Annotated in this window: 33 protein-coding genes; 30 read left to right on the top strand and 3 right to left on the bottom strand. The window is 68.3% G+C overall.

All coding sequences use genetic code 11. From position 1 onward, the window contains the following. The first annotated feature begins 134 nt into the window (after window positions 1-134). The 30 genes from rpsJ to MFF64_RS15975 all read left to right on the top strand — a co-directional run bounded on the left by rpsJ (window position 135) and on the right by MFF64_RS15975 (window position 17898). Window positions 135-443 carry a 30S ribosomal protein S10 gene (rpsJ, locus tag MFF64_RS15830; protein WP_012330343.1) on the top strand — a complete coding sequence of 103 codons (309 nt, stop codon included), beginning with the start codon at window positions 135-137 and terminating at the stop codon, window positions 441-443. Window positions 444-490: 47 nt separating this feature from the next. Continuing rightward, a complete protein-coding gene (rplC, locus tag MFF64_RS15835) occupies window positions 491-1231 on the top strand; it encodes a 50S ribosomal protein L3 (RefSeq protein WP_099905689.1) in 741 nt (246 codons plus the stop codon). Beyond that, window positions 1231-1851, top strand: a complete 621-nt coding sequence (gene rplD, locus MFF64_RS15840; protein ID WP_048425814.1) for a 50S ribosomal protein L4 — start codon at window positions 1231-1233, stop codon at window positions 1849-1851. Before rplC ends, rplD begins: the two co-directional genes overlap by 1 nt. Further along, on the top strand, window positions 1848-2144 hold the full coding sequence (locus MFF64_RS15845) for a 50S ribosomal protein L23 (RefSeq protein ID WP_099905692.1): 297 nt from the start codon (window positions 1848-1850) through the stop codon (window positions 2142-2144). Before rplD ends, MFF64_RS15845 begins: the two co-directional genes overlap by 4 nt. A 26-nt stretch (window positions 2145-2170) precedes the next feature. Then, window positions 2171-3007 (top strand): 50S ribosomal protein L2, encoded by an 837-nt coding sequence (rplB, locus tag MFF64_RS15850; RefSeq protein ID WP_099905695.1) that lies wholly within the window; start codon window positions 2171-2173, stop codon window positions 3005-3007. Between the two features lie 12 nt (window positions 3008-3019). Continuing rightward, entirely contained in the window at window positions 3020-3298 is a 279-nt protein-coding gene (rpsS, locus tag MFF64_RS15855; RefSeq protein ID WP_048444829.1) for a 30S ribosomal protein S19, read from the top strand. A gap of 1 nt (window position 3299) precedes the next feature. Then, the gene (gene rplV, locus MFF64_RS15860) at window positions 3300-3683 is read left to right on the top strand and encodes a 50S ribosomal protein L22 (protein WP_048431916.1); all 384 of its coding nucleotides are present in this window, start codon (window positions 3300-3302) and stop codon (window positions 3681-3683) included. A 10-nt stretch (window positions 3684-3693) separates the two neighbouring features. Continuing rightward, window positions 3694-4428: a 30S ribosomal protein S3 gene (gene rpsC / locus MFF64_RS15865; protein ID WP_048450464.1), complete on the top strand. Its 735-nt coding sequence runs from the start codon at window positions 3694-3696 to the stop codon at window positions 4426-4428. 40 nt (window positions 4429-4468) lie between these two features. Continuing rightward, window positions 4469-4882, top strand: a complete 414-nt coding sequence (rplP, locus tag MFF64_RS15870) for a 50S ribosomal protein L16 (RefSeq protein WP_093569149.1) — start codon at window positions 4469-4471, stop codon at window positions 4880-4882. 14 nt (window positions 4883-4896) lie between these two features. Further along, window positions 4897-5112 (top strand): 50S ribosomal protein L29, encoded by a 216-nt coding sequence (gene rpmC, locus MFF64_RS15875; protein ID WP_048444832.1) that lies wholly within the window; start codon window positions 4897-4899, stop codon window positions 5110-5112. Window positions 5113-5126: 14 nt separating this feature from the next. Then, on the top strand, window positions 5127-5381 hold the full coding sequence (gene rpsQ / locus MFF64_RS15880) for a 30S ribosomal protein S17 (protein ID WP_099905698.1): 255 nt from the start codon (window positions 5127-5129) through the stop codon (window positions 5379-5381). 290 nt (window positions 5382-5671) lie between these two features. Then, a complete protein-coding gene (rplN, locus tag MFF64_RS15885; RefSeq protein ID WP_048425823.1) occupies window positions 5672-6040 on the top strand; it encodes a 50S ribosomal protein L14 in 369 nt (122 codons plus the stop codon). Further along, on the top strand, window positions 6040-6357 hold the full coding sequence (gene rplX / locus MFF64_RS15890; protein WP_048425824.1) for a 50S ribosomal protein L24: 318 nt from the start codon (window positions 6040-6042) through the stop codon (window positions 6355-6357). Before rplN ends, rplX begins: the two co-directional genes overlap by 1 nt. Then, window positions 6350-6916 (top strand): 50S ribosomal protein L5, encoded by a 567-nt coding sequence (gene rplE, locus MFF64_RS15895; protein WP_109960470.1) that lies wholly within the window; start codon window positions 6350-6352, stop codon window positions 6914-6916. Before rplX ends, rplE begins: the two co-directional genes overlap by 8 nt. Window positions 6917-6958: 42 nt before the next feature. Continuing rightward, entirely contained in the window at window positions 6959-7264 is a 306-nt protein-coding gene (gene rpsN / locus MFF64_RS15900) for a 30S ribosomal protein S14 (RefSeq protein WP_238191498.1), read from the top strand. A gap of 16 nt (window positions 7265-7280) precedes the next feature. Beyond that, window positions 7281-7676: a 30S ribosomal protein S8 gene (rpsH, locus tag MFF64_RS15905; protein ID WP_048425827.1), complete on the top strand. Its 396-nt coding sequence runs from the start codon at window positions 7281-7283 to the stop codon at window positions 7674-7676. Window positions 7677-7712: 36 nt separating this feature from the next. Continuing rightward, a complete protein-coding gene (rplF, locus tag MFF64_RS15910; protein ID WP_099901753.1) occupies window positions 7713-8246 on the top strand; it encodes a 50S ribosomal protein L6 in 534 nt (177 codons plus the stop codon). A 9-nt stretch (window positions 8247-8255) separates the two neighbouring features. Continuing rightward, window positions 8256-8618 (top strand): 50S ribosomal protein L18, encoded by a 363-nt coding sequence (rplR, locus tag MFF64_RS15915; RefSeq protein WP_048450468.1) that lies wholly within the window; start codon window positions 8256-8258, stop codon window positions 8616-8618. 159 nt (window positions 8619-8777) lie between these two features. Continuing rightward, entirely contained in the window at window positions 8778-9359 is a 582-nt protein-coding gene (gene rpsE, locus MFF64_RS15920; protein ID WP_048425830.1) for a 30S ribosomal protein S5, read from the top strand. 11 nt (window positions 9360-9370) lie between these two features. Then, window positions 9371-9562 carry a 50S ribosomal protein L30 gene (rpmD, locus tag MFF64_RS15925; RefSeq protein ID WP_099902236.1) on the top strand — a complete coding sequence of 64 codons (192 nt, stop codon included), beginning with the start codon at window positions 9371-9373 and terminating at the stop codon, window positions 9560-9562. Between the two features lie 10 nt (window positions 9563-9572). After that, window positions 9573-10061 carry a 50S ribosomal protein L15 gene (gene rplO, locus MFF64_RS15930; protein ID WP_048450469.1) on the top strand — a complete coding sequence of 163 codons (489 nt, stop codon included), beginning with the start codon at window positions 9573-9575 and terminating at the stop codon, window positions 10059-10061. A 133-nt stretch (window positions 10062-10194) separates the two neighbouring features. Continuing rightward, entirely contained in the window at window positions 10195-11532 is a 1338-nt protein-coding gene (gene secY, locus MFF64_RS15935; protein ID WP_048465603.1) for a preprotein translocase subunit SecY, read from the top strand. A gap of 185 nt (window positions 11533-11717) precedes the next feature. Then, window positions 11718-12317 carry an adenylate kinase gene (locus MFF64_RS15940; protein ID WP_099902762.1) on the top strand — a complete coding sequence of 200 codons (600 nt, stop codon included), beginning with the start codon at window positions 11718-11720 and terminating at the stop codon, window positions 12315-12317. A 212-nt stretch (window positions 12318-12529) separates the two neighbouring features. Next, window positions 12530-12898 carry a 30S ribosomal protein S13 gene (gene rpsM, locus MFF64_RS15945; RefSeq protein WP_048450473.1) on the top strand — a complete coding sequence of 123 codons (369 nt, stop codon included), beginning with the start codon at window positions 12530-12532 and terminating at the stop codon, window positions 12896-12898. Window positions 12899-13040: 142 nt separating this feature from the next. Then, the gene (gene rpsK / locus MFF64_RS15950; RefSeq protein ID WP_015928609.1) at window positions 13041-13430 is read left to right on the top strand and encodes a 30S ribosomal protein S11; all 390 of its coding nucleotides are present in this window, start codon (window positions 13041-13043) and stop codon (window positions 13428-13430) included. A 65-nt stretch (window positions 13431-13495) separates the two neighbouring features. Then, window positions 13496-14380, top strand: coding sequence for an MBL fold metallo-hydrolase (locus tag MFF64_RS15955; protein ID WP_238191500.1), 885 nt, complete (start codon window positions 13496-13498; stop codon window positions 14378-14380). Window positions 14381-14479: 99 nt separating this feature from the next. Continuing rightward, window positions 14480-15517: a DNA-directed RNA polymerase subunit alpha gene (locus MFF64_RS15960; RefSeq protein ID WP_414468138.1), complete on the top strand. Its 1038-nt coding sequence runs from the start codon at window positions 14480-14482 to the stop codon at window positions 15515-15517. 151 nt (window positions 15518-15668) lie between these two features. Then, window positions 15669-16091 (top strand): 50S ribosomal protein L17, encoded by a 423-nt coding sequence (rplQ, locus tag MFF64_RS15965; protein WP_238191502.1) that lies wholly within the window; start codon window positions 15669-15671, stop codon window positions 16089-16091. Between the two features lie 139 nt (window positions 16092-16230). Next, on the top strand, window positions 16231-16494 hold the full coding sequence (locus MFF64_RS15970; protein WP_099901889.1) for a PepSY domain-containing protein: 264 nt from the start codon (window positions 16231-16233) through the stop codon (window positions 16492-16494). A gap of 132 nt (window positions 16495-16626) precedes the next feature. Next, window positions 16627-17898 (top strand): aspartate aminotransferase type Ic, encoded by a 1272-nt coding sequence (locus MFF64_RS15975; RefSeq protein WP_238191504.1) that lies wholly within the window; start codon window positions 16627-16629, stop codon window positions 17896-17898. Between the two features lie 278 nt (window positions 17899-18176). Here the strand turns inward: MFF64_RS15975 and MFF64_RS15980 are convergent, their stop codons facing one another. The 3 genes from MFF64_RS15980 to MFF64_RS15990 all read right to left on the bottom strand — a co-directional run bounded on the left by MFF64_RS15980 (window position 18177) and on the right by MFF64_RS15990 (window position 23665). Further along, on the bottom strand, window positions 18177-19112 hold the full coding sequence (locus MFF64_RS15980; RefSeq protein ID WP_099906091.1) for an AraC family transcriptional regulator: 936 nt from the start codon (window positions 19110-19112) through the stop codon (window positions 18177-18179). A gap of 107 nt (window positions 19113-19219) precedes the next feature. Continuing rightward, window positions 19220-22393, bottom strand: coding sequence for an efflux RND transporter permease subunit (locus tag MFF64_RS15985; protein WP_099906093.1), 3174 nt, complete (start codon window positions 22391-22393; stop codon window positions 19220-19222). Between the two features lie 45 nt (window positions 22394-22438). Further along, window positions 22439-23665 (bottom strand): efflux RND transporter periplasmic adaptor subunit, encoded by a 1227-nt coding sequence (locus MFF64_RS15990; protein WP_238191506.1) that lies wholly within the window; start codon window positions 23663-23665, stop codon window positions 22439-22441. Window positions 23666-23856 lie beyond the last annotated feature (191 nt).

Below are 23856 nucleotides of genomic sequence, written 5' to 3' on the forward strand. Positions count from 1 at the left end.
CGCGAGGGCGGCCGCACCGTCGGCGCCGGCGTCGTCGCCTCCATCACCGAGTAAGCGTCCAGGCGCTTCCACGAGCGGACAGGTGACGGGGCGGGCCTCGTGCCCGCCCCATCCCGTCGCGAGGTAGACATCACATGAACGGCCAGAACATCCGTATTCGCCTCAAGGCGTTCGATCATCGCATCCTGGATTCGTCGACCCGCGAGATCGTCTCGACGGCGAAGCGGACCGGGGCCCAGGTCCGCGGGCCGATCCCGCTGCCGACCCGGATCGAGCGCTTCACCGTCAACCGCTCGCCCCACATCGACAAGAAGTCGCGCGAGCAGTTCGAGATGCGCACCCACAAGCGCGTGCTCGACATCGTCGATCCGACGCCCCAGACCGTGGACGCGCTGATGAAGCTCGACCTCGCCGCTGGCGTCGACGTGGAGATCAAGCTCTGAGGACCCGCGGGTTCTTGGAGCTTCACTAGGCCGCGCGGGGGAGAACCATGCGCTCAGGAGTCATCGCACAGAAGGTCGGCATGACCCGCGTCTTCACGGACGCCGGCGAGCATGTTCCGGTCACGGTGCTCAAGGTCGATCAGTGCCAGGTGGTCGCCCACCGCACGATCGAGAAGAACGGCTACGTCGCGCTCCAGGTGGGCGTCGGCAAGGCCAAGGTCAAGAACGTCACGAAGGCCCAGCGCGGCCATTTCGCCGTCGCGAAGGTCGAGCCGAAGCGCAAGCTGGCTGAGTTCCGCGTGAGCGAGGACGCGATCATCCCGGTCGGCGCCGAGATCACCGCGGACCACTTCCTGGCCGGTCAGTTCGTCGACGTGACGGGCACGACCACCGGTAAGGGTTTCGCCGGCGGCATGAAGCGCTGGAACTTCGGCGGTCTGCGCGCCACCCACGGCGTGTCGATCTCGCACCGCTCGATCGGTTCGACCGGCGGCCGTCAGGATCCGGGCAAGACCTTCAAGAACAAGAAGATGCCGGGCCATCTCGGTGTCGAGCGGGTGACGACCCAGAACCTGCGCGTCGTGCGCACCGATGTCGAGCGCGGCCTGATCCTGGTCGAAGGCTCGGTCCCGGGCGTCGACGGCGGCTGGATCTTCGTCCGTGACGCCGTGAAGCGCAAGCTGCCGGCCGATGCCCCGATGCCGGGCAAGTTCCGCGAGCAGGCTGCTGCTCCGGCTGAGGGCCAGGTCGAGGCTCCCGCGGCTCCGGCCACCGAGGAGAACGCGTGATGAAGTTCGAGATCACCACGCTCGACGGTGCCGAGGCCGGCTCGGTCGAGCTCGACGAGGCCATCTTCGGCCTCGAGCCGCGCGCCGACCTGCTGCAGCGCTGCGTCCGCTGGCAGCTCGCCAAGCGCCAGGCCGGAACTCACCAGACCAAGCAGCGCGGCGAGATCGCCCGCACGACCAAGAAGCTGTACAAGCAGAAGGGCACCGGTAACGCCCGTCACGGCGCGGCCTCCGCTCCGCAGTTCCGTGGCGGCGCCCGTGCCCACGGCCCGGTCACCCGCTCGCACGCCCACGACCTGCCCAAGAAGGTCCGGGCGCTCGCGCTCCGCCACGCCCTCTCGGCCAAGGCCAAGAGCGCAGCCCTGATCGTCATGGACGACGCCCGCCTCGAGGAGGGCAAGACCAAGGCGCTCAAGGAGCGGTTCGGCAAGCTGTCGCTCTCGAACGCCCTGATCATCGGCGGCGCCGAACTCGACCAGAACTTCGCCCGTGCGGCCCGCAACCTGCCGCAGATCGACGTCCTGCCGGTGCAGGGCATCAACGTCTACGACATCCTGCGCCGCGAGAAGCTCGTGCTGACGCGCGCCGCCGTCGATGCGCTGGAGGCGCGATTCAAATGAGCGCTGATCCGCGCCACTACGACGTGATCGTCTCCCCGGTCATCACCGAGAAGGCGACGAACCTCTCGGAACTCAACAAGGTTGTGTTCCGGGTGGCCCCGAAGGCGACCAAGCCGCAGATCAAGGAAGCGGTCGAGAAGCTGTTCGAGGTCAAGGTGAAGAGCGTCAACACGCTCGTCACCAAGGGCAAGACCAAGATGTTCCGCGGTCAGCGCGGCCAGCGTTCGGACGTGAAGAAGGCGATCGTCACCCTCGAAGAGGGCCAGACCATCGACGTCACGACCGGGCTCTGAGGGGAACGGCGTAAGGGAACAAGCCAATGGCTTTGAAGACATTCAAGCCGGTCACGCCGAGCCTTCGCCAGCTCGTGATCGTGGACCGTTCGGAGCTCTACAAGGGCAAGCCGGTCAAGTCGCTGACGGTGGGCAAGTCGTCCACCGGCGGCCGCAACAATCTCGGCCGCATCACCGTCCGCTTCCGCGGCGGTGGCCACAAGCGGACGCTGCGCAACGTCGACTTCAAACGGCGTGAGCACGCCGGCAAGGTCGGCACCGTGGAGCGGATCGAGTATGATCCGAACCGCACGGCGTTCATCGCGCTGGTGACCTACGAGGGTGGCGCGCAGAGCTACATCCTGGCGCCGCAGCGCGTGAAGGCCGGCGACAAGGTGGTGTCGGGCGAGTCGGTCGACATCAAGCCCGGCAACGCCATGCCGCTCGGCAACATGCCGGTCGGCACGATCGTGCACAACGTCGAGCTGAAGATCGGCAAGGGCGGGGCGATCGCCCGGTCCGCGGGCAACTACGCCCAGATCGTCGGCCGCGACCAGGGCTACGTCACGCTGCGCCTGAACTCGGGCGAGCAGCGCCTGGTGCACGGCCAGTGCTACGCCACGGTGGGCGCGGTCTCGAACCCCGACCACATGAACATCTCGCTCGGCAAGGCGGGCCGCAACCGCTGGCTCGGCAAGCGTCCGCACAACCGCGGCGTCGCCATGAACCCGATCGACCACCCGCACGGCGGCGGCGAGGGTCGCACCTCGGGCGGTCGTCATCCGGTCACCCCGTGGGGTATCCCCACCAAGGGCAAGAAGACCCGCTCGAACAAGCGCACCGACACGTTCATCGTGTCGAGCCGCCACAACCGCAAGAAGTAAGGGCTTCGTCCCATGGCACGTTCAATCTGGAAGGGGCCGTTCGTCGACGGCTACCTCCTCAAGAAGGCGGACGCCGCGCGCGGCGCGAGCCGCAACGAGGTGATCAAGATCTGGAGCCGTCGCTCCACGATCCTTCCGCATTTCGTTGGTCTGACCTTCGGGGTCTACAACGGGCAGAAGCACATTCCGGTCTACGTCTCCGAGGAGATGGTCGGGCACAAGTTCGGCGAGTTCTCGCCGACCCGCACCTTCCACGGTCACGCGGCCGACAAGAAGGCGAAGAGGCGCTAAGATGGGCAAGGCAGCTGCACCCCGCGCGCTCCCCGAGAACGAGGCCAAGGCCGTGGCGCGCATGCTGCGCGTCAGCCCGCAGAAGCTGAACCTCGTGGCTCAGCTCATCCGCGGCAAGAAGGTCTCGACCGCGCTCGCCGACCTCCAGTTCTCGCGCAAGCGCATCGCCGTCGACGTGCGCAAGTGCCTCGAGAGCGCGATCGCCAACGCCGAGAACAACCACGACCTCGACGTCGACGATCTCGTCGTGAAGGAGGCCTATGTCGGCAAGGCGCTGGTTCTCAAGCGCTTCCACGCCCGCGCCCGCGGCCGTGGCGCCCGCATCCTGAAGCCGTTCGCGAACCTCACCATCGTGGTGCGGGAAGTCCCGGCCGAAGCCGCCTGAGGAGGAATCGATGGGCCAGAAAGTCAACCCGATCGGTCTCCGGCTCGGCATCAACCGGACCTGGGACTCGCGCTGGTACGCCAACAAGGGCGAGTACGCTCGCCTGATGCACGAAGACGTCGCGATCCGCAAAGCGCTGCTCAAGCAGCTCAAGCAGGCCGCCGTCTCCAAGATCGTCATCGAGCGTCCGCACAAGAAGTGCCGCGTCACCATCCACTCGGGCCGCCCGGGTGTGGTGATCGGCAAGAAGGGTGCGGACATCGAGAAGCTGCGCAAGCTGGTCAACTCGATGACCAAGGCCGACGTGACGATCAACATCGTCGAGGTGCGCAAGCCCGAGATCGACGCCACCCTGGTGGCCGACTCGATCGCGCAGCAGCTCGAGCGTCGCGTCGCCTTCCGTCGCGCCATGAAGCGGGCCGTGCAGTCGGCGATGCGTCTCGGCGCCGAGGGCATCCGCATCAACTGCTCCGGCCGCCTCGGCGGCGCCGAGATCGCCCGGCTCGAGTGGTACCGCGAGGGCCGCGTGCCCCTGCACACCCTGCGCGCCGACGTCGATTACGGCACGGCCACGGCGTTCACCACCTACGGCACCTGTGGCATCAAGGTGTGGGTGTTCAAGGGCGAGATCCTCGAGCACGACCCGATGGCGCAGGACAAGCGCGCGCACGAGGAGGGCGGCCGTTCCGGCGGGCGTCGTGACCGCGAGCGCGGCGAGCGCGGCGGACGGGACGCGGCGGCCTGAGGGCCGCCCGTCTCCCGCCCTTCAGTTTTGAGAGGCTGCCATGCTGCAACCCAAGAAGACGAAGTTCCGCAAGCAGTTCAAGGGCCGCATCCACGGCTTCGCGAAGGGCGGAACCGACCTGAACTTCGGCTCCTACGGCCTCAAGGCCATGGAGCCGGAGCGGGTCACCGCGCGTCAGATCGAGGCGGCGCGCCGCGCGATCACCCGCGAGATGAAGCGTCAGGGCCGGGTCTGGATCCGGATCTTCCCCGACGTCCCCGTGACCGCGAAGCCGACCGAGGTCCGCATGGGCTCCGGCAAGGGTGCGCCCGAGTACTGGGCGGCCCGCGTGCATCCGGGCCGCATCATGTTCGAGATCGACGGCGTGGCCGAGGACATCGCCCGCGAGGCGCTGCGCCTGGGTGCCGCCAAGCTGCCGGTCCGCACGCGCTTCATCCAGCGCATCGCCGACTGAGGAGAATATTCGAGATGAAGTCGAGCCAGAGGCTGTCTGACCTGCGCGCGCTGTCGCCGGATCAGCTCGGCGAAGAGCTCCTGAACCTGAAGAAGGAGCAGTTCAACCTGCGCTTCCAGCGGGCCACGGGTCAGCTCGAGAACGTCGCCCGGGTGCGCGAAGTGCGCCGCGACATCGCCCGCGTCCGCACCCTGCAGCGCCAGAAGACGCTGCAGGCGGCGCAGGGCTAAGGGAGTCTAGGACCATGCCGAAGCGCGTGCTGCAGGGCGTCGTCGTCAGCGACAAGCAGGACAAGACCATCGTCGTGAAGGTGGAGCGTCGCTTCACCCATCCGGTGATGAAGAAGACCATCCGCCGGTCGAAGAACTACCACGCTCACGACGAGAACAACGTGGCCAAGGTCGGCCAGCAGGTGTTCATCGAGGAGTCGCGGCCCTATTCCAAGCTCAAGACCTGGAAGCTGGTCGAGGGCGAGGCCGTCGCGACTGCAGAGGCGTAAGACGGGGGCGCTTTCCCGGCGCCCCCGGTCGCCTCTCCAAACATGGCGCCATCCGGCGCCCGTTTGGCCTTGTCAACGGGGCCGATCCGGTGTAGACGGCCGGCCTCCACCGAAACATGAAGGGCGTGTGACGCGCTCCTCATCGCGTTCGTTGACCGCGCCAGCGCGAGCAATCGCGCTGCTGCGCGGTCTTTTAATGGACGGGGACGCGAGATCCCCATCAGGCTGCCGTCCGCCGGGCAATCCTGCCCTGCGGAGACCTGCCTGAAACAAGGAAAGGGCGTTAGGCCGTGATCCAGATGCAGACGAATCTGGACGTCGCCGACAATTCCGGCGCACGTCGCGTGATGTGCATCAAGGTGCTCGGCGGTTCCAAGCGCAAGTATGCCGGTGTCGGCGACATCATCGTGGTGTCGGTGAAGGAGGCGATTCCGCGGGGCCGCGTGAAGAAGGGCGACGTCATGAAGGCGGTCGTCGTGCGCACTGCCAAGGACGTCCGTCGGGCCGACGGTTCGGTGATCCGCTTCGACCGCAACGCGGCCGTGCTGATCAACAACCAGAAGGAGCCGATCGGCACCCGTATCTTCGGGCCCGTGCCGCGCGAGCTGCGTGCTCGCAATCACATGAAGATCATCTCGCTGGCGCCGGAGGTGCTGTGATGGCTGCGAAGGTGAAGAAGGGCGACAAGGTCGTCGTCCTGACCGGCCGCGACAAGGGTCGCACCGGCGAGGTCATCCAGGTGATGCCGAAGGAAGATCGGGCCCTGGTGCGGGGGATCAACCTGGTGAAGCGCCACACGCGCCAGACCCAGACCTCCGAGGGCGGGATCATCTCCAAGGAGGCGGCGATCCACCTGTCGAACCTGGCGGTCGCCGACCCCAAAGACGGCAAGCCCACCCGGGTCGGTTTTCGCATTCTGGAAGACGGGCGCAAGGTTCGCTTCGCGAAGCGCTCGGGAGATCTGATCGATGGCTGAGGCGCTGAAGGACGGCTACACGCCGCGGCTGAAGAAGCACTACGAGGAAGTGGTGCGTCCGAAGCTGATCGAGGAGTTCGGCTATACCAACCCGATGCAGGTGCCGGCGATCGAGAAGATCGTCGTCAACATGGGCGTCGGCGAGTCGACCCAGGACTCGAAGAAGGCCACCGTGGCGGCCGAGGACCTCGGCCTGATCGTCGGTCAGAAGCCGGTGATCACCCGGGCCCGCAAGGCGATCGCGACCTTCAAGGTCCGCGAGAACATGCCGATCGGTTGCAAGGTCACGCTGCGCAAGCAGCGCATGTATGAGTTCATGGACCGCCTGATCACCATCGCGCTGCCGCGCGTGCGTGACTTCCGCGGCCTGAATCCGAAATCGTTCGACGGCCGCGGCAACTACGCCCTCGGGATCAAGGAGCACCTGGTGTTCCCCGAGATCAACTACGACAAGGCCCAGAACACCTGGGGCATGGACATCGTCGTGGCGACCACCGCCAAGACCGATGCCGAGGCCCGGGCGCTCCTGAAGCACTTCAACTTCCCGTTCCGGCAGTGAGGGCTGACCGCCCCCATACGCGGACACCGGAGAGCTTAAGACATGGCTAAGACGAGCAAGATCGAGAAGAACAAGCAGCGGCGGGAGCTGGTGAAGCGCTACGCGCCGAAGCGCGAGGCGCTGCTGGCCACCGCCAACGACGAGTCGCTGTCGATGGAGGAGCGCTTCGAGGCGCGCCTCAAGCTGGCGGAGCTGCCCCGCAACTCCAGCCCGACCCGCATCCGCAACCGCTGCGAGATGACCGGCCGTCCCCGGGCTTACTACCGCAAGCTCGGCATCTCCCGCGTCGCGCTCCGCGACCTGGGATCCCGGGGCATGATCCCGGGCCTGGTCAAGTCCAGCTGGTAAGGGGAGGGCGCCACAGATGATCAACGATCCCGTGGGCGATATGCTCACCCGCATCCGCAACGGCCAGATGCGTCGTCGCAACGTCGTGCAGACCCCCGGCTCCAAGCTGCGGGCCCGCGTCCTCGACGTGCTGAAGTCCGAGGGCTACATCCGCGACTACGCCACGACTGATTACGGCAACGGGCGCACCGAGTTCGCGATCGAGCTCAAGTACTTCGACGGCCAGCCGGTGATCCGCTCGATCGAGCGCGTCTCCAAGCCCGGCCGCCGGGTCTACTCGTCGGTCGATACCCTGCCGCGCGTCGCCGACGGCCTGGGCATCACCATCGTCTCCACCCCTCAGGGCGTCATGGCCGACCACGAGGCGCGCGAGCGCAACGTCGGCGGCGAGGTGCTCTGCAAGGTCTTCTGACCTTCGGACCCTGACAGCCGAAAAGGAGAGACGAGCATGTCCCGCGTAGGCAAGAAGCCTGTGACCGTCCCGGCCGGCGTGACCGCCACCGTCGACGGCCAGAACGTCAAGATCAAGGGCCAGAAGGGCGAGCTGCAGTTCCGCGTGCCCGACCAGGTGTCGGTGTCGCACGAGAACGGCGCGATCTCGGTCCAGCCCCGGTCGCAGACCAAGGAGGCCCGCGCGATGTGGGGCCTCTCCCGCGCCCAGGTGTCGAACCTGGTCGAGGGCGTGACCAAGGGCTACGAGAAGAAGCTGGAGATCAACGGCGTCGGTTACCGCGCCGCGGTCGCCGGCAAGGTGCTGAAGCTGTCGCTCGGCTACAGCCACGACGTCGAGTACCCGATCCCGGAGGGGATCACGATCGCCACCCCGCGGCCGGTCGAGATCATCGTCACCGGCATCGACAAGCAGCGCGTCGGCCAGGTCGCGGCGGAGATCCGCGATTATCGCGGCCCCGAGCCCTACAAGGGCAAGGGTGTGAAGTACGCCGGCGAGTTCATCTTCCGCAAGGAAGGCAAGAAGAAGTAAGGACGGCCGATGTCTCGCAAAATCGAACTGCTCGATCGGCGCCGCGCGCGCGTCCGGCGGGCGATCCGCAAGGCGGCCAACGGCCGTCCGCGGCTCTCGGTGTTCCGCTCCTCCAAGCAGATCTACGTCCAGGTCATCGACGATGCGACCGGCCACACCCTGGCCGCCGCCTCGAGCCTCGACAAGGACCTGCGCGCCCGCCTCAAGACCGGCGCCGACAAGGCCGCCGCGACCGAAGTCGGCAAGCTGGTGGCGGAGCGCGCCAAGGCTGCCGGCGTGAGCCAGGTCATCTTCGACCGCTCGGGCTACCTCTATCACGGCCGGGTCAAGGCCCTGGCCGACGCGGCCCGCGAGGGCGGCCTGGACTTCTGATCCCGCGAGAGGGGAGGGCGCGTCTCGCGCCCCTCCGCTCCCTGGATCGGCACGATGTCCCATGAGGCGAGGGGGCCTTGAGAGGCTCCCTCTCTCATTACGGCGGATGACACAGCAGCGAGCGGGACCGTCGCCCGCGTCAGTCGATGGACAACACACATGGCACGTGAGCGTGAGGGTCGTCGCCGCGACGACCGCGAGGAGCGCGACAGCGAGTTCGTGGACAAGCTCGTCCACATCAACCGCGTCGCCAAGGTGGTAAAGGGCGGCCGTCGCTTCGGCTTCGCGGCCCTCGTCGTTGTCGGCGACCAGAAAGGTCGCGTCGGTTTCGGACACGGCAAGGCCCGTGAGGTTCCCGAGGCCATCCGCAAGGCCACCGAGGCGGCCAAGCGCGGTCTCGTCCGCGTGGCGCTTCGCGAGGGCCGCACCCTGCACCACGACGTGCAGGGCCGTCACGGCGCCGGCAAGGTCATCCTGCGCGCTGCTCCGGCCGGTACCGGCATCATCGCGGGCGGCCCGATGCGCGCCGTCTTCGAGACGCTCGGCATGCAGGACGTGGTGGCGAAGTCGCTCGGCTCGTCGAACCCCTACAACCTCGTGCGCGCCACCTTCGACGCGCTCAAGAACGAGGATTCGCCCCGCTCGGTCGCGGCGCGCCGCGGTCTCAAGGTCTCGGCCCTCCAGGCCCGCCGTCGCGACGCCGACTCGGCCGCCTCGGCCGATTCCGCCGACGCGGCGTAAGGAGGCTCGGGATGACTGAGAAGACCGTCCGCGTGCAGCAGATCGGCTCGCCGATCCGCCGCGAGGCCAGCCAGCGCCAGACGCTGATCGGCCTGAAGCTGAACAAGATGCACCGCATCGCCGTCCTGCCCGACACCCCCTCGGTGCGCGGCATGATCGCGAAGGTGCATCACCTCGTGCGCGTTCTCGACGACGCGGCGTGAGGAGGGCACGATGAAGCTCAACGAAATCCGTGACAACGAAGGCGCGACCAAGAAGCGGATGCGCGTCGGCCGGGGTATCGGCTCCGGCAAGGGCAAGACCGCCGGCCGCGGTGTGAAGGGCCAGAAGGCGCGCTCCGGCGTTGCCATCAAGGGCTTCGAGGGCGGCCAGATGCCGCTCCACCGTCGCCTGCCCAAGCGCGGCTTCAACAACCCGGGCGCGACCGACCTCAACGAGGTCAATATCGGTCGCATCCAGCAGGCGGTCGATGCCGGCAAGCTCGATGCCTCGGCTCCGGTGACCCTCGAGGCGCTGATCGCCGCCGGCGTGGTCTCCAAGGCCCGCGACGGCGTGAAGATCCTCGGCGTCGGCGAGCTGACCGCCAAGCTGACCTTCCAGGTCTCCCGGGCGTCGAAGTCGGCGGTCGAGGCGATCGAGAAGGCCGGCGGCTCGGTGACCCAGTCGCTCGCCACCGCCGACGACGCGGTTGCGTCGGCCTGAGGCACACTTTAAGTCACCGATCATCGGCGGCGGCCCGTGCGACCAGCGCGAGGCCGCCGCTCGTGTTTTGGGGGATGCTCGCGCATCCCTGACCGCGCGCGCCGCGGACCCCGACCCTGAGGACACGTAACCCATGGCCTCTGCAGCCGAGCAGCTCGCCGCCAACCTCAACTTCGGCGCCATCGCCAAGGCCGAAGAGCTCAAGAAGCGGATCTGGTTCACCCTGGGCGCCCTGATCGTCTACCGGCTCGGGACCTACATCCCGCTGCCCGGCATCGATCCCGATGCGCTCCGCCAGAGCTTCGCCAACGCGCAAGGCGGCGTGCTCGGCCTGTTCAACATGTTCTCCGGCGGTGCCGTCGAGCGCATGGCGATCTTCGCGCTCAACATCATGCCGTACATCTCGGCATCGATCATCGTGCAGCTGCTCACCTCGGTTGTGCCGTCTCTCGAGGCGCTGAAGAAGGAGGGCGAGTCCGGCCGCAAGGTGCTCAACCAGTACACCCGCTACCTCACGGTGGTGCTGGCGATCTTCCAGGCCTGGGGCATCGCGGTCGGCCTGCAGAGCTCCGGCGGCATCGTGCAGGATCCCGGACCCTTCTTCCTGATCTCGACCGTGATCACGCTCACCGGCGGCACGCTGTTCCTGATGTGGATCGGCGAGCAGATCACCTCGCGCGGCATCGGCAACGGCTCCTCGCTCATCATCTTCGCGGGCATCGTCGCGCACCTGCCCTCGGCGATCGCCGGCACCCTCGAACTCGGGCGGCAGGGCGCGCTCTCGACCGTGGTGATCCTCGGCGTGGTGGTGATGGCCGCGGCCGTCGTCTACTTCATCGTGTTCATGGAGCGCGCGCAGCGCCGGCTCCTGATCAACTACCCCAAGCGCCAGGTCGGCAACCGGATGTACGAGGGCCAGACCTCGTTCCTGCCGCTCAAGCTCAACACCTCCGGCGTCATCCCGCCGATCTTCGCCTCGTCGCTGCTGCTGCTGCCGGCTACCGCCGCGAGCTTCCAGACCGACCCGAACGGCACCGGCATCATCGCCACCATGGCGACCTATCTCGGCCACGGCCGGCCGCTCTACATGCTGCTCTACGCGGCGCTGATCATCTTCTTCGCCTTCTTCTACACCGCGGTGGTGTTCAACCCGCAGGAGACGGCGGACAACCTGAAGAAGCATGGCGGCTTCATCCCGGGCATCCGTCCGGGCGAGCGCACCGCCGAGTTCATCGACAAGGTGCTGTCGCGCATCACCGTGATCGGCGCCGCGTACCTGACGGTGATCTGCCTGATCCCTGAGATCCTGGTCTCCTACGCCTCGCTGCCGTTCTACTTCGGCGGCACCTCGCTCCTGATCGTGGTCTCGGTGACCATGGACACGGTGGCGCAGGTCCACGGCCACCTGCTGGCGCACCAGTACGAGGGCCTTGTGAAGAAGGCGAAGCTGCGCGGCGCGCGCCGGCGCTGACGCTCTCGCGACGGCAAGCCGACCGGGCCGGTACAACCGGCCCGGCTCGGCACCCTTGCGCCGGGGCGGGGCCTTGGCGCATGGTCGGATTCCGCCCGGACAGGGCCTCGGGCTAGAACAAGCAGACAGGCCGTGCCCCGGGACGAAGGATCCCGTGCGGGAGCGGTGGAGGGGAGAGATAGGTTATGCGGATCATTCTGCTCGGCCCGCCCGGAGCCGGGAAAGGCACCCAATCGGCGCGGATCGTCGAGCGGTACGGAATCCCGCAGCTCTCGACCGGCGACATGCTGCGCGCCGCGGTGGCGGCCGGCACCCCGGTCGGCCTCAAGGCCAAGGCCCTGATGGAGAGCGGCGCGCTCGTCTCCGACGACATCGTGATCGGCATCGTCGCCGACCGGATCGAGGAGGCCGATGCCCGCAGCGGCTTCATCCTCGATGGCTTTCCCCGCACGGTGGCGCAGGCCGTCGCGCTCGAAAAGATGCTGGCCGAGAAGGGCCTGCGCCTCGACGGGGTGATCGAGTTCAAGGTCGACGAGGACGCGCTGGTCGGGCGCATCGCCAAGCGCGCCGCCGAGACCGAGGCCCGCGGCGAGCCGGTGCGCAAGGACGACACGCCGGAGGTGTTCAAGACCCGGCTCGAAGCCTACCGCACCCAGACCGCGCCGCTCTCGGCGCATTACGCCGGCACCGGCCTCTTGCGCCAGGTCGACGGCATGGCGCCGATCGACGAGGTGACGAAGCAGCTCGAAAAGCTGCTCGCCCCGTTTCAGACCGTGTCGGCGTGACGCGGCAGTCCGGTTGACAACAGTTCGCGCCCGCGCTAGTGGGCGCTCCTTCGTTCAGACCCGGACGGCCCGGCGTGCCTCTCTGGAAGGCCGCTCCGGGCCGATTTGCCGTCGGGACGACGCGCAGGGGCCGGGCTCCACCGGACGCGCGTGAGACCAGAAGAACAGCCGCCTGGGCAGACGTCCCGGGCGCGATGGAGAGCAGGAACACCATGGCCCGTATCGCCGGCGTCAACATCCCGACCAACAAGCGCGTCGTCATCGCGCTCCAGTACATCCACGGCATCGGTGCCAAGAAGGCCGAGGAGATCACCGAGAAGGTCGGTATCCCGGCCGAGCGCCGCGTGAACCAGCTCACCGACGCCGAGGTGCTGCAGATCCGCGAGACGATCGACCGCGACTACGTCGTCGAGGGCGACCTGCGCCGCGAAGTTGCGATGAACATCAAGCGCCTGATGGATCTCGGCTGCTACCGCGGCCTGCGTCACCGCCGCAACCTGCCGGTGCGCGGCCAGCGCACCCACACCAACGCCCGCACCCGCAAGGGCAAGGCGAAGCCGATCGCCGGCAAGAAGAAGTAAGCCGCGATCCGTTGAAAGATCGGCGGGGCCGGCGTTCCGGTCTCGCCCGACACCGGCGGCGCGCGAGCGCCGTCACCGCTACTCGTGAGAGACGTCCCGAGCGCCTGGCACCACGGGCGCGCCTGAAGGATCGAAAGACAGTATGGCCAAGGAAGCAACCCGCGTCCGTCGTCGCGAACGCAAGAACATCGTGTCGGGCGTCGCCCACGTGAACGCCTCGTTCAACAACACGATGATCACCATCACGGACGCCCAGGGCAACACGATCTCGTGGTCGTCCGCCGGCGCCATGGGCTTCAAGGGCTCCCGCAAGTCGACCCCCTACGCCGCCCAGGTCGCGGCCGAGGATGCCGGTCGCAAGGCCGCCGAGCACGGCATGCGCACCCTCGAGGTCGAGGTCTCGGGCCCCGGCTCGGGCCGCGAATCGGCCCTGCGCGCGCTCCAGGCGGCGGGCTTCACGGTGACGTCGATCCGCGACGTGACGCCGATCCCGCATAACGGCTGCCGCCCGCGCAAGCGCCGCCGCGTCTGATCATCCACTAGTCCCGGGAGGCTTCGCCAGAGGCCTCCCGGCCGACGGCCCGCGAAGAGGATTGCGTGTCGACACCCTTCACCGCCGACATCGTCCGGCCCGGCGTCCTCCCCTGGACGCTGGGCGATCGCGTTGTGGTCGCCCTCAACGACGGTCATCTCGACGTCGCGATCGGGCTGGTGCAGGGCATCCCCGGCGACGAGGCCGGCCGGCTCCAGGCGGAGGGTTTCCGCTCAGCCGAAGTGCCTCGGATCTCCGTCAACGCCTTCCTGGTCCTCGGCGGAGCCGCCCCGGTCCTGGTCGATGCCGGGATGGGCGCGGGCGGTCCTGCGAGCCTCGGGCACCTGCCAGATGCACTTCGCGCCTGCGGCGTGGCGCCGGAGGCGATCGGCACCGTGCTGGTGACCCACCTGCATTCCGACCATATCGGCGGGCTGATGGGACCGGACGGCGCCGCTCTGTATCCGAAGGCCGAGGTGGTGATCCCGGAGGCGGAGGCCGCCTACTGGCTCGCCGACGGGGCCGAGGCGCGGGCGCCGGAGGGAGCGAAGGCGGGTTTCCGACGGGCGCACGCACTCGTCGCGGCCTACGGCGAGCGGATCCGCCGGGCCGGCGAGGGCGAGGTTCTGCCCGGGATCGAGGCGATCCTGGCGCCCGGCCACACCCCCGGTCACACCGCCTACCGGGTCCAGTCGGGCGACCGCTCGCTGCTGATCTGGGGCGACGTGGTGCACCTGCCGGCGATCCAGTTCGCTCGTCCGGAGGCGTTCCTGTCCTTCGACGTGGACGGCGCGATGGCCGCCGCCACGCGCAAGCGCATCCTCGATCAGGCGGCTGCGGATCGCAGCCTGGTCGCCGGGATGCATCTCGAGTTTCCGGCCCTCGGTTCGGTCCGGCGCGACGGCGCCGGCTTCGCCTGGGTCCCGGAGCAGTGGAGCGCGGCGTCCTGACCGCCCCTGCTTCGAACGCGTGAGAGATCAGGACGGCGGTGTCTCCCGGGCGCGGGGGAGACCGCGAGGGGAGGGCCTTTCGGGCCGCCCCGGTGTAAGTTGGCGAGAGGTGCGAACGTGGTCATTCAGAAGAACTGGCAAGAGCTGATCAAGCCGAACAAGCTCGAGGTCACCCCCGGGCACGATCCGAAGCGGATCGCCACCGTGGTGGCCGAGCCGCTGGAGCGCGGCTTCGGCACCACCCTCGGCAACGCCCTGCGCCGGGTTCTCCTCTCGTCGCTCCAGGGCGCGGCCGTCACCTCGGTCCATATCGACGGCGTGCTGCACGAGTTCTCCTCGATCCCGGGCGTGCGCGAGGACGTCACCGACATCGTCCTCAACATCAAGACGATCGCGATCCGCTCGTCGAGTGACACCCCGAAGCGCATGACCCTGCGCAAGACCGGCCCGGGCCTGGTCACCGCCGGCGACATCGCCACCATCGGCGACGTGCAGATCCTCAACCCCGACCTGGTGCTCTGCACCCTGGACGACGGCGCCGAGATCCGCATGGAGTTCACCGTCTCGGCGGGCAAGGGCTACGTCCCGGCCGAGCGCAACCGGCCCGAGGACGCGCCGATCGGCCTGATCCCGGTCGACGCGCTGTTCTCGCCGGTCACCAAGGTGTCCTACCGCATCGAGAACACCCGCGAGGGCCAGGATCTCGACAAGGACAAGCTGACCATGACGGTCGAGACCAACGGCGCGGTCTCGCCCGAGGATGCGCTGGCCTATGCCGCCCGCATCATCCAGGACCAGCTCCAGATCTTCGTGAACTTCGAGGAGCCCCGCAAGGAGGAGGCCGCGCCGCTGGCGCCGCAGCTGCCCTTCAACCCGGCCCTGCTCAAGAAGGTCGACGAGCTCGAGCTGTCGGTCCGCTCGGCCAACTGCCTCAAGAACGACAACATCGTCTATATCGGCGACCTCATCCAGAAGACCGAAGCCGAGATGCTGCGCACGCCGAACTTCGGTCGCAAGTCGCTCAACGAGATCAAGGAAGTGCTGGCCGCGATGGGCCTGCATCTCGGCATGGACGTGCCCGGTTGGCCGCCGGAGAACATCGAGGACCTGGCCAAGCGCTTCGAGGAGCACTACTAGGCCGCAAGCGGCGGCGCGGGATTCGTCCTTGCGCCGCCACTCCGGATGCGCCCTCGACGGACGGCGCATCCGGAGTGGCGGGACTCCGCACTCGCACCACAAAGGACGGCCGACCCGTGGCACGGCGGCCGAGAACCAATAGGAGAGAGCCATGCGTCACGGTTTCCGGGGTCGCCGTTTCAACCGCACCGTCGAGCATCGCAAGGCGATGTTCTCGAACATGTCCGCCGCGCTGATCAAGCACGAGCAGATCATCACCACCTTGCCGAAGGCCAAGGACCTGCGTCCCGTGGTCGAGAAGCTGATCACCCTCGGCAAGCGCGGCGACCTGCATGCCCGCCGTCAGGCGATCGCGGCTCTGCGCGGCGACGAGGTGATGGTCAAGAAGCTGTTCGACGTGCTCGGCCCCCGCTACCAGGGCCGCCCGGGCGGCTATTGCCGCATCATGAAGGCGGGCTTCCGCTACGGCGACAACGCCCCAATGGCGGTGATCGAGTTCGTCGACCGCGACGTCGACGCCCGCGGCAAGGATTCCGGCCCGGTCCAGGTCTCCGACGAGACCGCCTCGGCGTAACGCCGCGGTCGATCCGCAAGGTGTCCTAACAATGCCCTTGAAGGCGGCCCGCGAGGGCCGCCTTTTTCGTTGCGCGGGAACCGCGCCGCAGGATGAGCGATCTCCCGACGGCACCTGCCGTTCAAGGGAGACGTGATCCATGACCAAGCTGAGCATCCCGGCCCTCGCCGCCATCCTCCTCGCCGGCACCGGCACGGCTGCGCTCGCCGACAAGGTCGGGGCCGACTGGATGCCGATCGGGCAGGTGATCCAGAAGGTCGAGGCCGCCGGCTACACCCAGATTTCCGAGATCGAGGCCGATGACGGTCACTGGGAAGGGGAGGGGATGAAGGACGGCAAGCCGATGAAGTTCAAGGCCGATCCGCGCACCGGTGCCATCGTGTCCGAGAAGCCCGGCAAGTAGGAAGCCCTGAAGCAAGTAGGAAACCCTTAAAAAAATCGCGCTCCGGCCGGGGGCCTTCGTCGTCGGCCGCTGGATTCCGGGGCGCGGGAGGCGCAAAGGTGGCGCGCCTTCCGTACCACCAGCGATCTTCCCATGACTGCCATTCCTGCGCTCGCCGACCTCCAGGCCCGCTACGCCGCGCTGCAGGGGCGTGGCCTCAAGCTCGACATGACCCGGGGCAAGCCCTCGCCCGAGCAGCTCGACCTGTCGGAAGGCTTGGTGACCCTGCCGGGCAACCGCGACCACCGCACCGAGACCGGCGAGGATGCCCGCAACTATGGCGGCGTGCAGGGCCTCGCCGAGGTGCGGGCCTTGTTCGCCGCCGTGCTCGGCGCCCCGCCGGAGCGGATCGTCGTCGGCAACAATTCGAGCCTCGCGCTGATGCACGACTGCATCGCCTATGCCCTTCTCAAGGGCGTGCCCGGGTCCGCGCGGCCCTGGTCGAAGGAGGAGGAGATCCGCTTCCTCTGCCCGGTGCCGGGCTACGATCGTCACTTCGCCCTGTGCGAGACCTACGGCATCGGCATGGTCCCGGTGCCGATGACTGCCGAGGGCCCGGACATGGACGTGGTGGAGCGGGAAGCCCGAGATCCCAGGGTGAGGGGGATGTGGGCGGTGCCACAATATTCCAACCCCGGCGGGGAGACCTACAGCGACGCCACCGTCTCGCGCCTCGCCCGGATGGAGACCGGCGCGCCGGACTTCCGGCTGTTCTGGGACAACGCCTACGCGCTGCACCACCTGACCGAGCGGCGGCCGGTCCTGCGGAACATCCTCGAGGCCTGCGCCGAGGCCGGAAACCCCGACCGGGCGATCGTCTTCGCCTCGACCTCCAAGGTGACGCTTGCGGGTGCGGGCCTCGCGATGCTGGCCTCCTCCGAGGCGAATGTCCGCTGGTACCTCGCCAATGCGGGCAAGCGCAGCATCGGGCCGGACAAGCTCAACCAGCTGCGCCACATCCGCTTCCTGCGCGACCAGACCGGGATCGACGCCCTGATGGACGGCCACCGCCGGCTGCTGGCGCCGAAGTTCCGGGCCGTCACCGAGACCCTGGCCCGCCATCTCGGCGGCACCGGCGTCGCGCGCTGGAGCGAGCCGGAGGGCGGCTACTTCGTCCTGCTCGAAGTGCCGGAGGGCTGCGCCACCCGCGTGGTCACGCTCGCCGCCGCCTGCGGCCTGGCGCTGACGCCTGCCGGTGCCACCCACCCCTACGGCCGCGACCCGCAGGACCGGTTGCTGCGCCTCGCCCCGTCCTATCCGAAGCTCGCCGAGGTCGAGGCCGCGGCGGAGGTGGTGGCGACCTGCGTGCTGCTGGCGGCGGAGGAGAGCCGGGAGGCCGGGGGGAGCGGGCGCGTGGCGGCGTGAGCATGCCTTGGGGATGCCGGTGGCATCCCTGACGCTCTTGTTGATGGTGTTTCTTGTCACATTCGAACCAAGGGGCGATCCCGGGGCCGTGCAACGGATTCCGGAATCACCATCGCCGCCGACGCGTCAGGCCGACCCGGGGCACGATTCGGTCGCTCCGGGCGGCGTGGCACGCAGCTTACAGCAGCCCGGCGCCAGCTCGGTCCGCCCCGGCCCCGGATAGGCCGCCGGATCGCCGGTGACGGCGACGCTCGTCGTCGGCAGTTTTCCTGGTTGCTTCAGGTCCCCCTGACGGACGCCCGGTAGTCGCGCGGTGTCATGCCGTAGGCCTGCCGGAACGCACGGCTGACGAGAGAGCTGCTGCCGAAGCCGCAGGCCTCTCCGATCTCGCTGATCGACCGTCGCTCGAGCGGATCGTCGAGGGCGGCCCGGACCGCCGCCAGGCGCTGACGCGCGACGTAGCGCGCGATCCCGCCCTCCGGCTCGAACAGGCGGTAGAGCTGCGAGCGCGACGTGCCGAGTGCCTTCGCCATCGCGTCGATCCGCAGCGGCGTGCAGAGATGGCCGCGGATGAACTGTTTCGCGCTCTTGAGCCGGGCGGCGTCGAGCGGCGTGCTCGCGCGCGCGGCCGCCTCCAGGCTCGGGCGTGCGCAGGCCGCGACCATGTGGAGCGTGGCCTGGGCGATGTGAGCCGCATCCGCCGGTGCGATCGCGTGGCTATGCGCGGCCAAACTCTGCAGGTGATCCGCGAGGAGGCGGCCCGCACCGCCGTGCAGGATCAATCCGTGCAACGCGTCCTCGTCGGACAGCACGGAGGCGACGGATGAACGCGGCAGCGCCAGGATCAGAGAGCCCGTCTCCGGTACCCGGCTGCGGCGATAGGGCTGCGACAGGTCGTTGAGGCTGATCGCGCCGGCCGGAACGTGCGTGACGCCGCGCTCGGTTTCCACGCTGTAGGCGTGCCGGCTCAGATGCAGGACGAAGCCGTCCTGGCCGTCGCGCCGGATCTGCGATCTGGACCGCGCGGGTCCCTGGGGCGCCGCGTTCATCACGCGCAGAGCCATCGAGCCGATCAGGGTCGTCTCGATGCTGCCCGAGAAGCCGGTCGGGTCAGCGTCGAGGGTGTGGGCGGAGAACAGGGTGCGCCACGCCTCGAAACGGTCGCGCTCGGGCAGGTTGTCTGTCGTGAAGAGGGACCGGGATACGACGCTCACGGCAAGTCGGCTCAATCGAGATTTCGAATGATGTTAGCTGTTGCCGCGTCGCTGGCCAGTCTCATTCGGGACACGGTCGACGAACACCCGTTGCCCGTCGTGCCCCGTCAATGCGTCGCCGCCCCCGCCGGCGCCGCAGCACCCGGATCCGCCGGCACGTGAACCGGCGCAGGGCGGCGACGGGAGAAGAGCAGGATCAGAACCGGAAGGATGATGAGGATCAGGAAGGGCGCCAGGCTCATGCCGCCGACCACCACGAGGGCGAGGGGCTTCTGCACCTGCGAGCCGACGCCGGCCGAGAAGGCGGCCGGCAGGAGGCCGACCCCGGCGACGACGCAGGTCATCACCACCGGACGCATCTGGGTGTAGCAGGTACGCAGCATCGCCTCGCCCCGCTCCTCGCCGCGGGCGATCAGCCCGTTGTAGTGGGTCAGCACGATGATGCCGTCCATGACGGCGATGCCGAGCAGCGCGATGAAGCCGATCGCCGCCGAGACCGAGAACGGCGTCTCGGTGACGGCGAGGGCCACGACGCCGCCGGCCACCGCCATCGGAATCACGCTGAGCGCCAGCAGCGTGTCGACGAGGGAGCCGAAATTGACGAACAACAGCACCGCGATGAGCAGGATCGCCAGCGGCACCGTGACGGAGAGGCGGGCGAGCGCCCCCTGCATGTTGTTGAACTCGCCGACGAGCTCCAGGCGGTAATCCGGCGGCAGCTTCACCTCCTGGGCGACGCGCTCGCGGGCCTCGATGATGGTGCTGCCGAGGTCGCGGTCGCGGACGCTGAACTTCACCGGCAGGTAGCGCTCCTGGCCCTCGCGGTAGATGTAGGCCGGGCCCGACACCACCTCGACATCGGCAACCGCGCTCAGCGGGATCTGGACCGTCACCCCGTTCTGGTTCTGCCCGGCGATGCGCAACTCGCGGATGGCACGCACGCTCTGGCGGTACTGCGAGGCGAGGCGCACGACGATCGGGTAGTGGCGCTCGCTGCCGGTATCGTAGAGCTCGCCCGCCGCGTCGCCGCCGATGGCGGTGCGCACCGTGGTGTTGATGTCGCCGGGGGTCAGGCCGTAGCGGGCGGCGCGCACCCGGTCGACGTTGATCTGCACCGTCGGCTGGCCGAGCGAGGTGAAGACGCCGAGATCGGTGACGCCGGGCACGCGCTTCAGGACCGCCTCGACCTGGCGCGCCACGTCGGTGAGCGTCTGCAGGTCGGGGCCGAACACCTTGAACGAGTTCTCGCCCTTGATGCCGGAGACCGCCTCGGCGACGTTGTCCTGCAGGTACTGCGACAGGTTGAACTCGACGCCCGGGAACTCGGTCCGCAGCCGCTCCAGCAGGGCGCCGGTCATCGCGTCCTTGGTCACGCCCTCGCGCCATTGCTCGGCGGGCTTCAGGGGCGCGAAGAACTCGCCGTTGAAGAAGCCGGCGGCGTCGGTGCCGTCGTCGGGTCGTCCGTGCTGCGAGACCACCCGCTCGACCTCCGGCACCTCGGCGATCATCCGGCGGATGCGGTTGACGTAGAGGTTGCCCTCTTCCAGCGAGATCGTCGCCGGCATGGTGGCGCGGATCCAGAGGTTGCCCTCCTCGAGCTTCGGCAGGAATTCGAGACCGAGATTGCGGCCCTCCACCGCCACGCCGAGGCCCAGCAGGGCGGCCAATCCGAGCGTCAGGGTGCGGTGGGCGAGCGCCGCGCGGATCACCGGCCGGTAGAGCCGGTCGAGAGCCCGGACCAGGATCGTCTCGACCTCGTGGATGTGCTCCGGCAGCAGGTAGGCCGAGAGGACCGGCGTCACCGTGAAGGTTGCGACGAGGCCGCCGAGCAGCGCATAGGCGTAGGTCTGGGCCATCGGCCCGAAGATGTTGCCCTCGACGCCGGACAGCGTGAACAGCGGCAGGAAGCCGGTGACGATGATCACCGCCGCGAAGACGATCGAGCGGCTGACGTCGGAGGAGGCGAGCGAGATCAGGCCGAGCTTGCGCGGCATGCCCTTTGCGCCGGCGAGACCGGGCGACAGCGGCGGGCCGTGGCCCGAGAGGCGACGGAAGATCGCCTCGACCATGATGACCGTACCGTCGACGATCAGGCCGAAATCGAGGGCGCCGACCGACAGCAGGTTGGCCGATTCGCCCCGCACCACCAGGATGATGACGGCGAAGAACAGCGCGAAGGGAATCGTCGCCACGACGATCAGCGCGCTTCTCAGGTTGCCGAGGAACAGCCACTGCACCACCAGGATCAGCAGGATCCCGACCATCATGTTGTGCAGCACGGTGTGGGTGGTGACGGCGATGAGGTCGGCGCGGTCGTAGATGCGCTCGATCCGCACGCCCGGCGGCAGGATGCCGGCCGCCTCGATCCGGGCGACCTCCGCCTTCACCGCCTCGATCGACGGGGTCGAGCGCTCGCCGCGGCGCATCAGCACGATGCCCTGGACGATGTCGTCGTCCTCGTTCATGCCGGCGATGCCGAGCCGCGGCTGGTGGCCGATGGTGATGGTGGCGACGTCCTTCACCAGCACCGGGGCACCGCCGGACTGGGCCAGCACCGTCTCGCCGATATCGTCGACGGAGCGGATCAGGCCGACGCCGCGCACCACCGCGGACTGGCTCCCCAAGGTGATGCGGTTGCCGCCGACATTGAGGTTGCTGTCGTTGAGGGTCTTGACCACGCCCGACAGGGTCAGGCCGTGGGCCATCAGCCGGTCGAGGTCGACGCCGATCTCGAAGGTCTTGGTCTTGCCGCCCCAGCCGATCACGTCGATGACGCCCGGAACGGCGCGGAAGCGCTTGCGCAGCACCCAGTCCTGAAGCGTCTTCAGGTCGAGCACGCTGTAGCCGTCCGGCGCGACGAGCTTGTAGCGGAAGATCTCGCCGATCGGGCTCACCGGCGAGATCGTGGGCTTCGCGCCGTTCGGCAGGGTATCGAGCTGGGCCAGCCGGTTGAGCACCTGCTGCTCGGCCTCGCGGTAGCTGTTGGCGAAGCCGAATTGCAGCTTCACGTCGGACAGGCCGTAGAGCGAGACGGTGCGGACCTGCTTGAGGTCGGGCAGGCCTGAGGTGATCACCTCGATCGGCACCGTGATGTAGCGCTCGATCTCCTCGCCCGAGAGGCCTGGCGCCTGGGTGATGACGTTCACCATCGGCGGCGTCGGGTCGGGATAGGCCTCGATGTTGAGGCTTTGGAACGCCGCGAGGCCGCCGACCATCAGGGCCACGAAGGCCAGGACGACGAGGGCGCGCTGGCGCAGGGCGAGGCCGACGATGCCGGTCATGGCCGTTGTTCCGGAACTGCTGAATCGGACAAGGTGAGGAGCGCGTCAGCTCTGGGTCGACATCCGGTCGATGAAGAGCGAACCGCGGGAGATCACCCGCTCGCCCTCCTTCAACCCGTCGAGGATCTCGACGGTGGAACCATCGACGATGCCGGGCCTGATCGGCCGGTTCTCGACCGAGTTGTCGGGCCGGAGCACCCAGACGCTCGCCTTGTTGCCCTCCAGGATCACGGCGGCGCGGGGCACGGCGTGGGACAGGCTCTCGCGCTCGTTGATGATGCGGACGCTGGCATACATCTCGGGCTTGAGCAGGCCTTGGCGGTTGTCGATCTCGGCCCGCACGGTGATGCGCCGGGTCGTCGGGTCGACCGAGGTACCGATGAAGTTGATCCGGCCCTCGAACGTGCGCTCCGGATGGGCCGGCACGCGGAAGGTGACCTTCTCGTCCATCTCGACCTTGCCGGCATCGGCCTCGCGCAGCTGCGCCACCAGCCAGACCTTCGACAGGTCGCCGATGATGTAGGACGGCTCGCCGCTCGAGCCGACATACTGGCCGGGGCCGATCTTGCGCTGGATGATGGTGCCGCTGAGCGGCGCGTTGATCGGGGTGTTGGGGTTGATCGCCGAGCCCTTCTGCAGGGCCGCCATCTCCTCGTCGCGCAGGCCCAGGATGCGCAGGCGGTTTCTGGCCGCCTCCAGCCCGACCTCGGCGGTGCGGTTGTCGTTGGTGGCCGTGGTGAGGTCGTTCTGGGCGACCTGGAGATCGCGCAAGGTCGTGGCGCGGGTCTCGAACAGGTCGCGCTGCCGCTTCTCGGCGGCCTGCGCGAAGGTGAGCTGCGAGCGGCTCTTGTTCAGCACGTTGAGGGCGGCCAGGTAGTCGTTCTGGGCCTGCACCATCTCGTTCGCCTGGACCGAGAACAGCGCCTCGCCGCGCTTCACCTGCTCCCCGGCGCGGGCGAAGATCGCGATGACGCGGCCGGGATAGGGCGAGAAGACCGGCGTGGCCTGGTACTCGTCGACGCCGATCTTGCCCTCCGTGGCGATCTCCTCGAAGAACTGGCGCTTGACCACCGGCTCGCTCGATACCGTGGCGAGCTGGGACGCGGTGAGGGTGAAGCCCTTGCCGGCCGGTGGCCGGGCCGGCACGTCCGCGAAGGCGGTGATCGGCTCCTGGCGGTGGCTCGGACGCAAGGTGGAGTAAGCGAAGACCGCGCCGGCGGCCACGACGGCCAGGACGACGACTTGGCTGATCGGTCTCAGCGTCCGGGGCATGTTCATCACACTCGTTGTCGGCTGGCGCGCTGTTGTGGCACGACGGGATGACCGATCGGCAACGCGCGGGCAACACTTAACGAATTTTGCTGACGCAAGCGTGAATGAATATCGAGCCCGAACAGTTCCGGGCCAGCTGTGCCGTCGGCGATACACTCGGCCGCATTAGGTCGATTGTACTAGATCGGCCG

Source organism: Methylobacterium frigidaeris, from assembly GCF_022179185.1.
Classification (GTDB): Bacteria; Pseudomonadota; Alphaproteobacteria; order Rhizobiales; family Beijerinckiaceae; genus Methylobacterium; species Methylobacterium frigidaeris.

Coding starts and splice junctions, on each gene's coding strand:
- rpsJ (WP_012330343.1), top strand. CDS start 135: ATGAACGGCCAGAACATCCGTATTCGCCTCAAGGCGTTCGATCATCGC.
- rplC (WP_099905689.1), top strand. CDS start 491: ATGCGCTCAGGAGTCATCGCACAGAAGGTCGGCATGACCCGCGTCTTC.
- rplD (WP_048425814.1), top strand. CDS start 1,231: ATGAAGTTCGAGATCACCACGCTCGACGGTGCCGAGGCCGGCTCGGTC.
- MFF64_RS15845 (WP_099905692.1), top strand. CDS start 1,848: ATGAGCGCTGATCCGCGCCACTACGACGTGATCGTCTCCCCGGTCATC.
- rplB (WP_099905695.1), top strand. CDS start 2,171: ATGGCTTTGAAGACATTCAAGCCGGTCACGCCGAGCCTTCGCCAGCTC.
- rpsS (WP_048444829.1), top strand. CDS start 3,020: ATGGCACGTTCAATCTGGAAGGGGCCGTTCGTCGACGGCTACCTCCTC.
- rplV (WP_048431916.1), top strand. CDS start 3,300: ATGGGCAAGGCAGCTGCACCCCGCGCGCTCCCCGAGAACGAGGCCAAG.
- rpsC (WP_048450464.1), top strand. CDS start 3,694: ATGGGCCAGAAAGTCAACCCGATCGGTCTCCGGCTCGGCATCAACCGG.
- rplP (WP_093569149.1), top strand. CDS start 4,469: ATGCTGCAACCCAAGAAGACGAAGTTCCGCAAGCAGTTCAAGGGCCGC.
- rpmC (WP_048444832.1), top strand. CDS start 4,897: ATGAAGTCGAGCCAGAGGCTGTCTGACCTGCGCGCGCTGTCGCCGGAT.
- rpsQ (WP_099905698.1), top strand. CDS start 5,127: ATGCCGAAGCGCGTGCTGCAGGGCGTCGTCGTCAGCGACAAGCAGGAC.
- rplX (WP_048425824.1), top strand. CDS start 6,040: ATGGCTGCGAAGGTGAAGAAGGGCGACAAGGTCGTCGTCCTGACCGGC.
- rplE (WP_109960470.1), top strand. CDS start 6,350: ATGGCTGAGGCGCTGAAGGACGGCTACACGCCGCGGCTGAAGAAGCAC.
- rpsN (WP_238191498.1), top strand. CDS start 6,959: ATGGCTAAGACGAGCAAGATCGAGAAGAACAAGCAGCGGCGGGAGCTG.
- rpsH (WP_048425827.1), top strand. CDS start 7,281: ATGATCAACGATCCCGTGGGCGATATGCTCACCCGCATCCGCAACGGC.
- rplF (WP_099901753.1), top strand. CDS start 7,713: ATGTCCCGCGTAGGCAAGAAGCCTGTGACCGTCCCGGCCGGCGTGACC.
- rplR (WP_048450468.1), top strand. CDS start 8,256: ATGTCTCGCAAAATCGAACTGCTCGATCGGCGCCGCGCGCGCGTCCGG.
- rpsE (WP_048425830.1), top strand. CDS start 8,778: ATGGCACGTGAGCGTGAGGGTCGTCGCCGCGACGACCGCGAGGAGCGC.
- rpmD (WP_099902236.1), top strand. CDS start 9,371: ATGACTGAGAAGACCGTCCGCGTGCAGCAGATCGGCTCGCCGATCCGC.
- rplO (WP_048450469.1), top strand. CDS start 9,573: ATGAAGCTCAACGAAATCCGTGACAACGAAGGCGCGACCAAGAAGCGG.
- secY (WP_048465603.1), top strand. CDS start 10,195: ATGGCCTCTGCAGCCGAGCAGCTCGCCGCCAACCTCAACTTCGGCGCC.
- MFF64_RS15940 (WP_099902762.1), top strand. CDS start 11,718: ATGCGGATCATTCTGCTCGGCCCGCCCGGAGCCGGGAAAGGCACCCAA.
- rpsM (WP_048450473.1), top strand. CDS start 12,530: ATGGCCCGTATCGCCGGCGTCAACATCCCGACCAACAAGCGCGTCGTC.
- rpsK (WP_015928609.1), top strand. CDS start 13,041: ATGGCCAAGGAAGCAACCCGCGTCCGTCGTCGCGAACGCAAGAACATC.
- rplQ (WP_238191502.1), top strand. CDS start 15,669: ATGCGTCACGGTTTCCGGGGTCGCCGTTTCAACCGCACCGTCGAGCAT.
- MFF64_RS15970 (WP_099901889.1), top strand. CDS start 16,231: ATGACCAAGCTGAGCATCCCGGCCCTCGCCGCCATCCTCCTCGCCGGC.
- MFF64_RS15975 (WP_238191504.1), top strand. CDS start 16,627: ATGACTGCCATTCCTGCGCTCGCCGACCTCCAGGCCCGCTACGCCGCG.
- MFF64_RS15985 (WP_099906093.1), bottom strand. CDS start 22,393: ATGACCGGCATCGTCGGCCTCGCCCTGCGCCAGCGCGCCCTCGTCGTC.
- MFF64_RS15990 (WP_238191506.1), bottom strand. CDS start 23,665: ATGCCCCGGACGCTGAGACCGATCAGCCAAGTCGTCGTCCTGGCCGTC.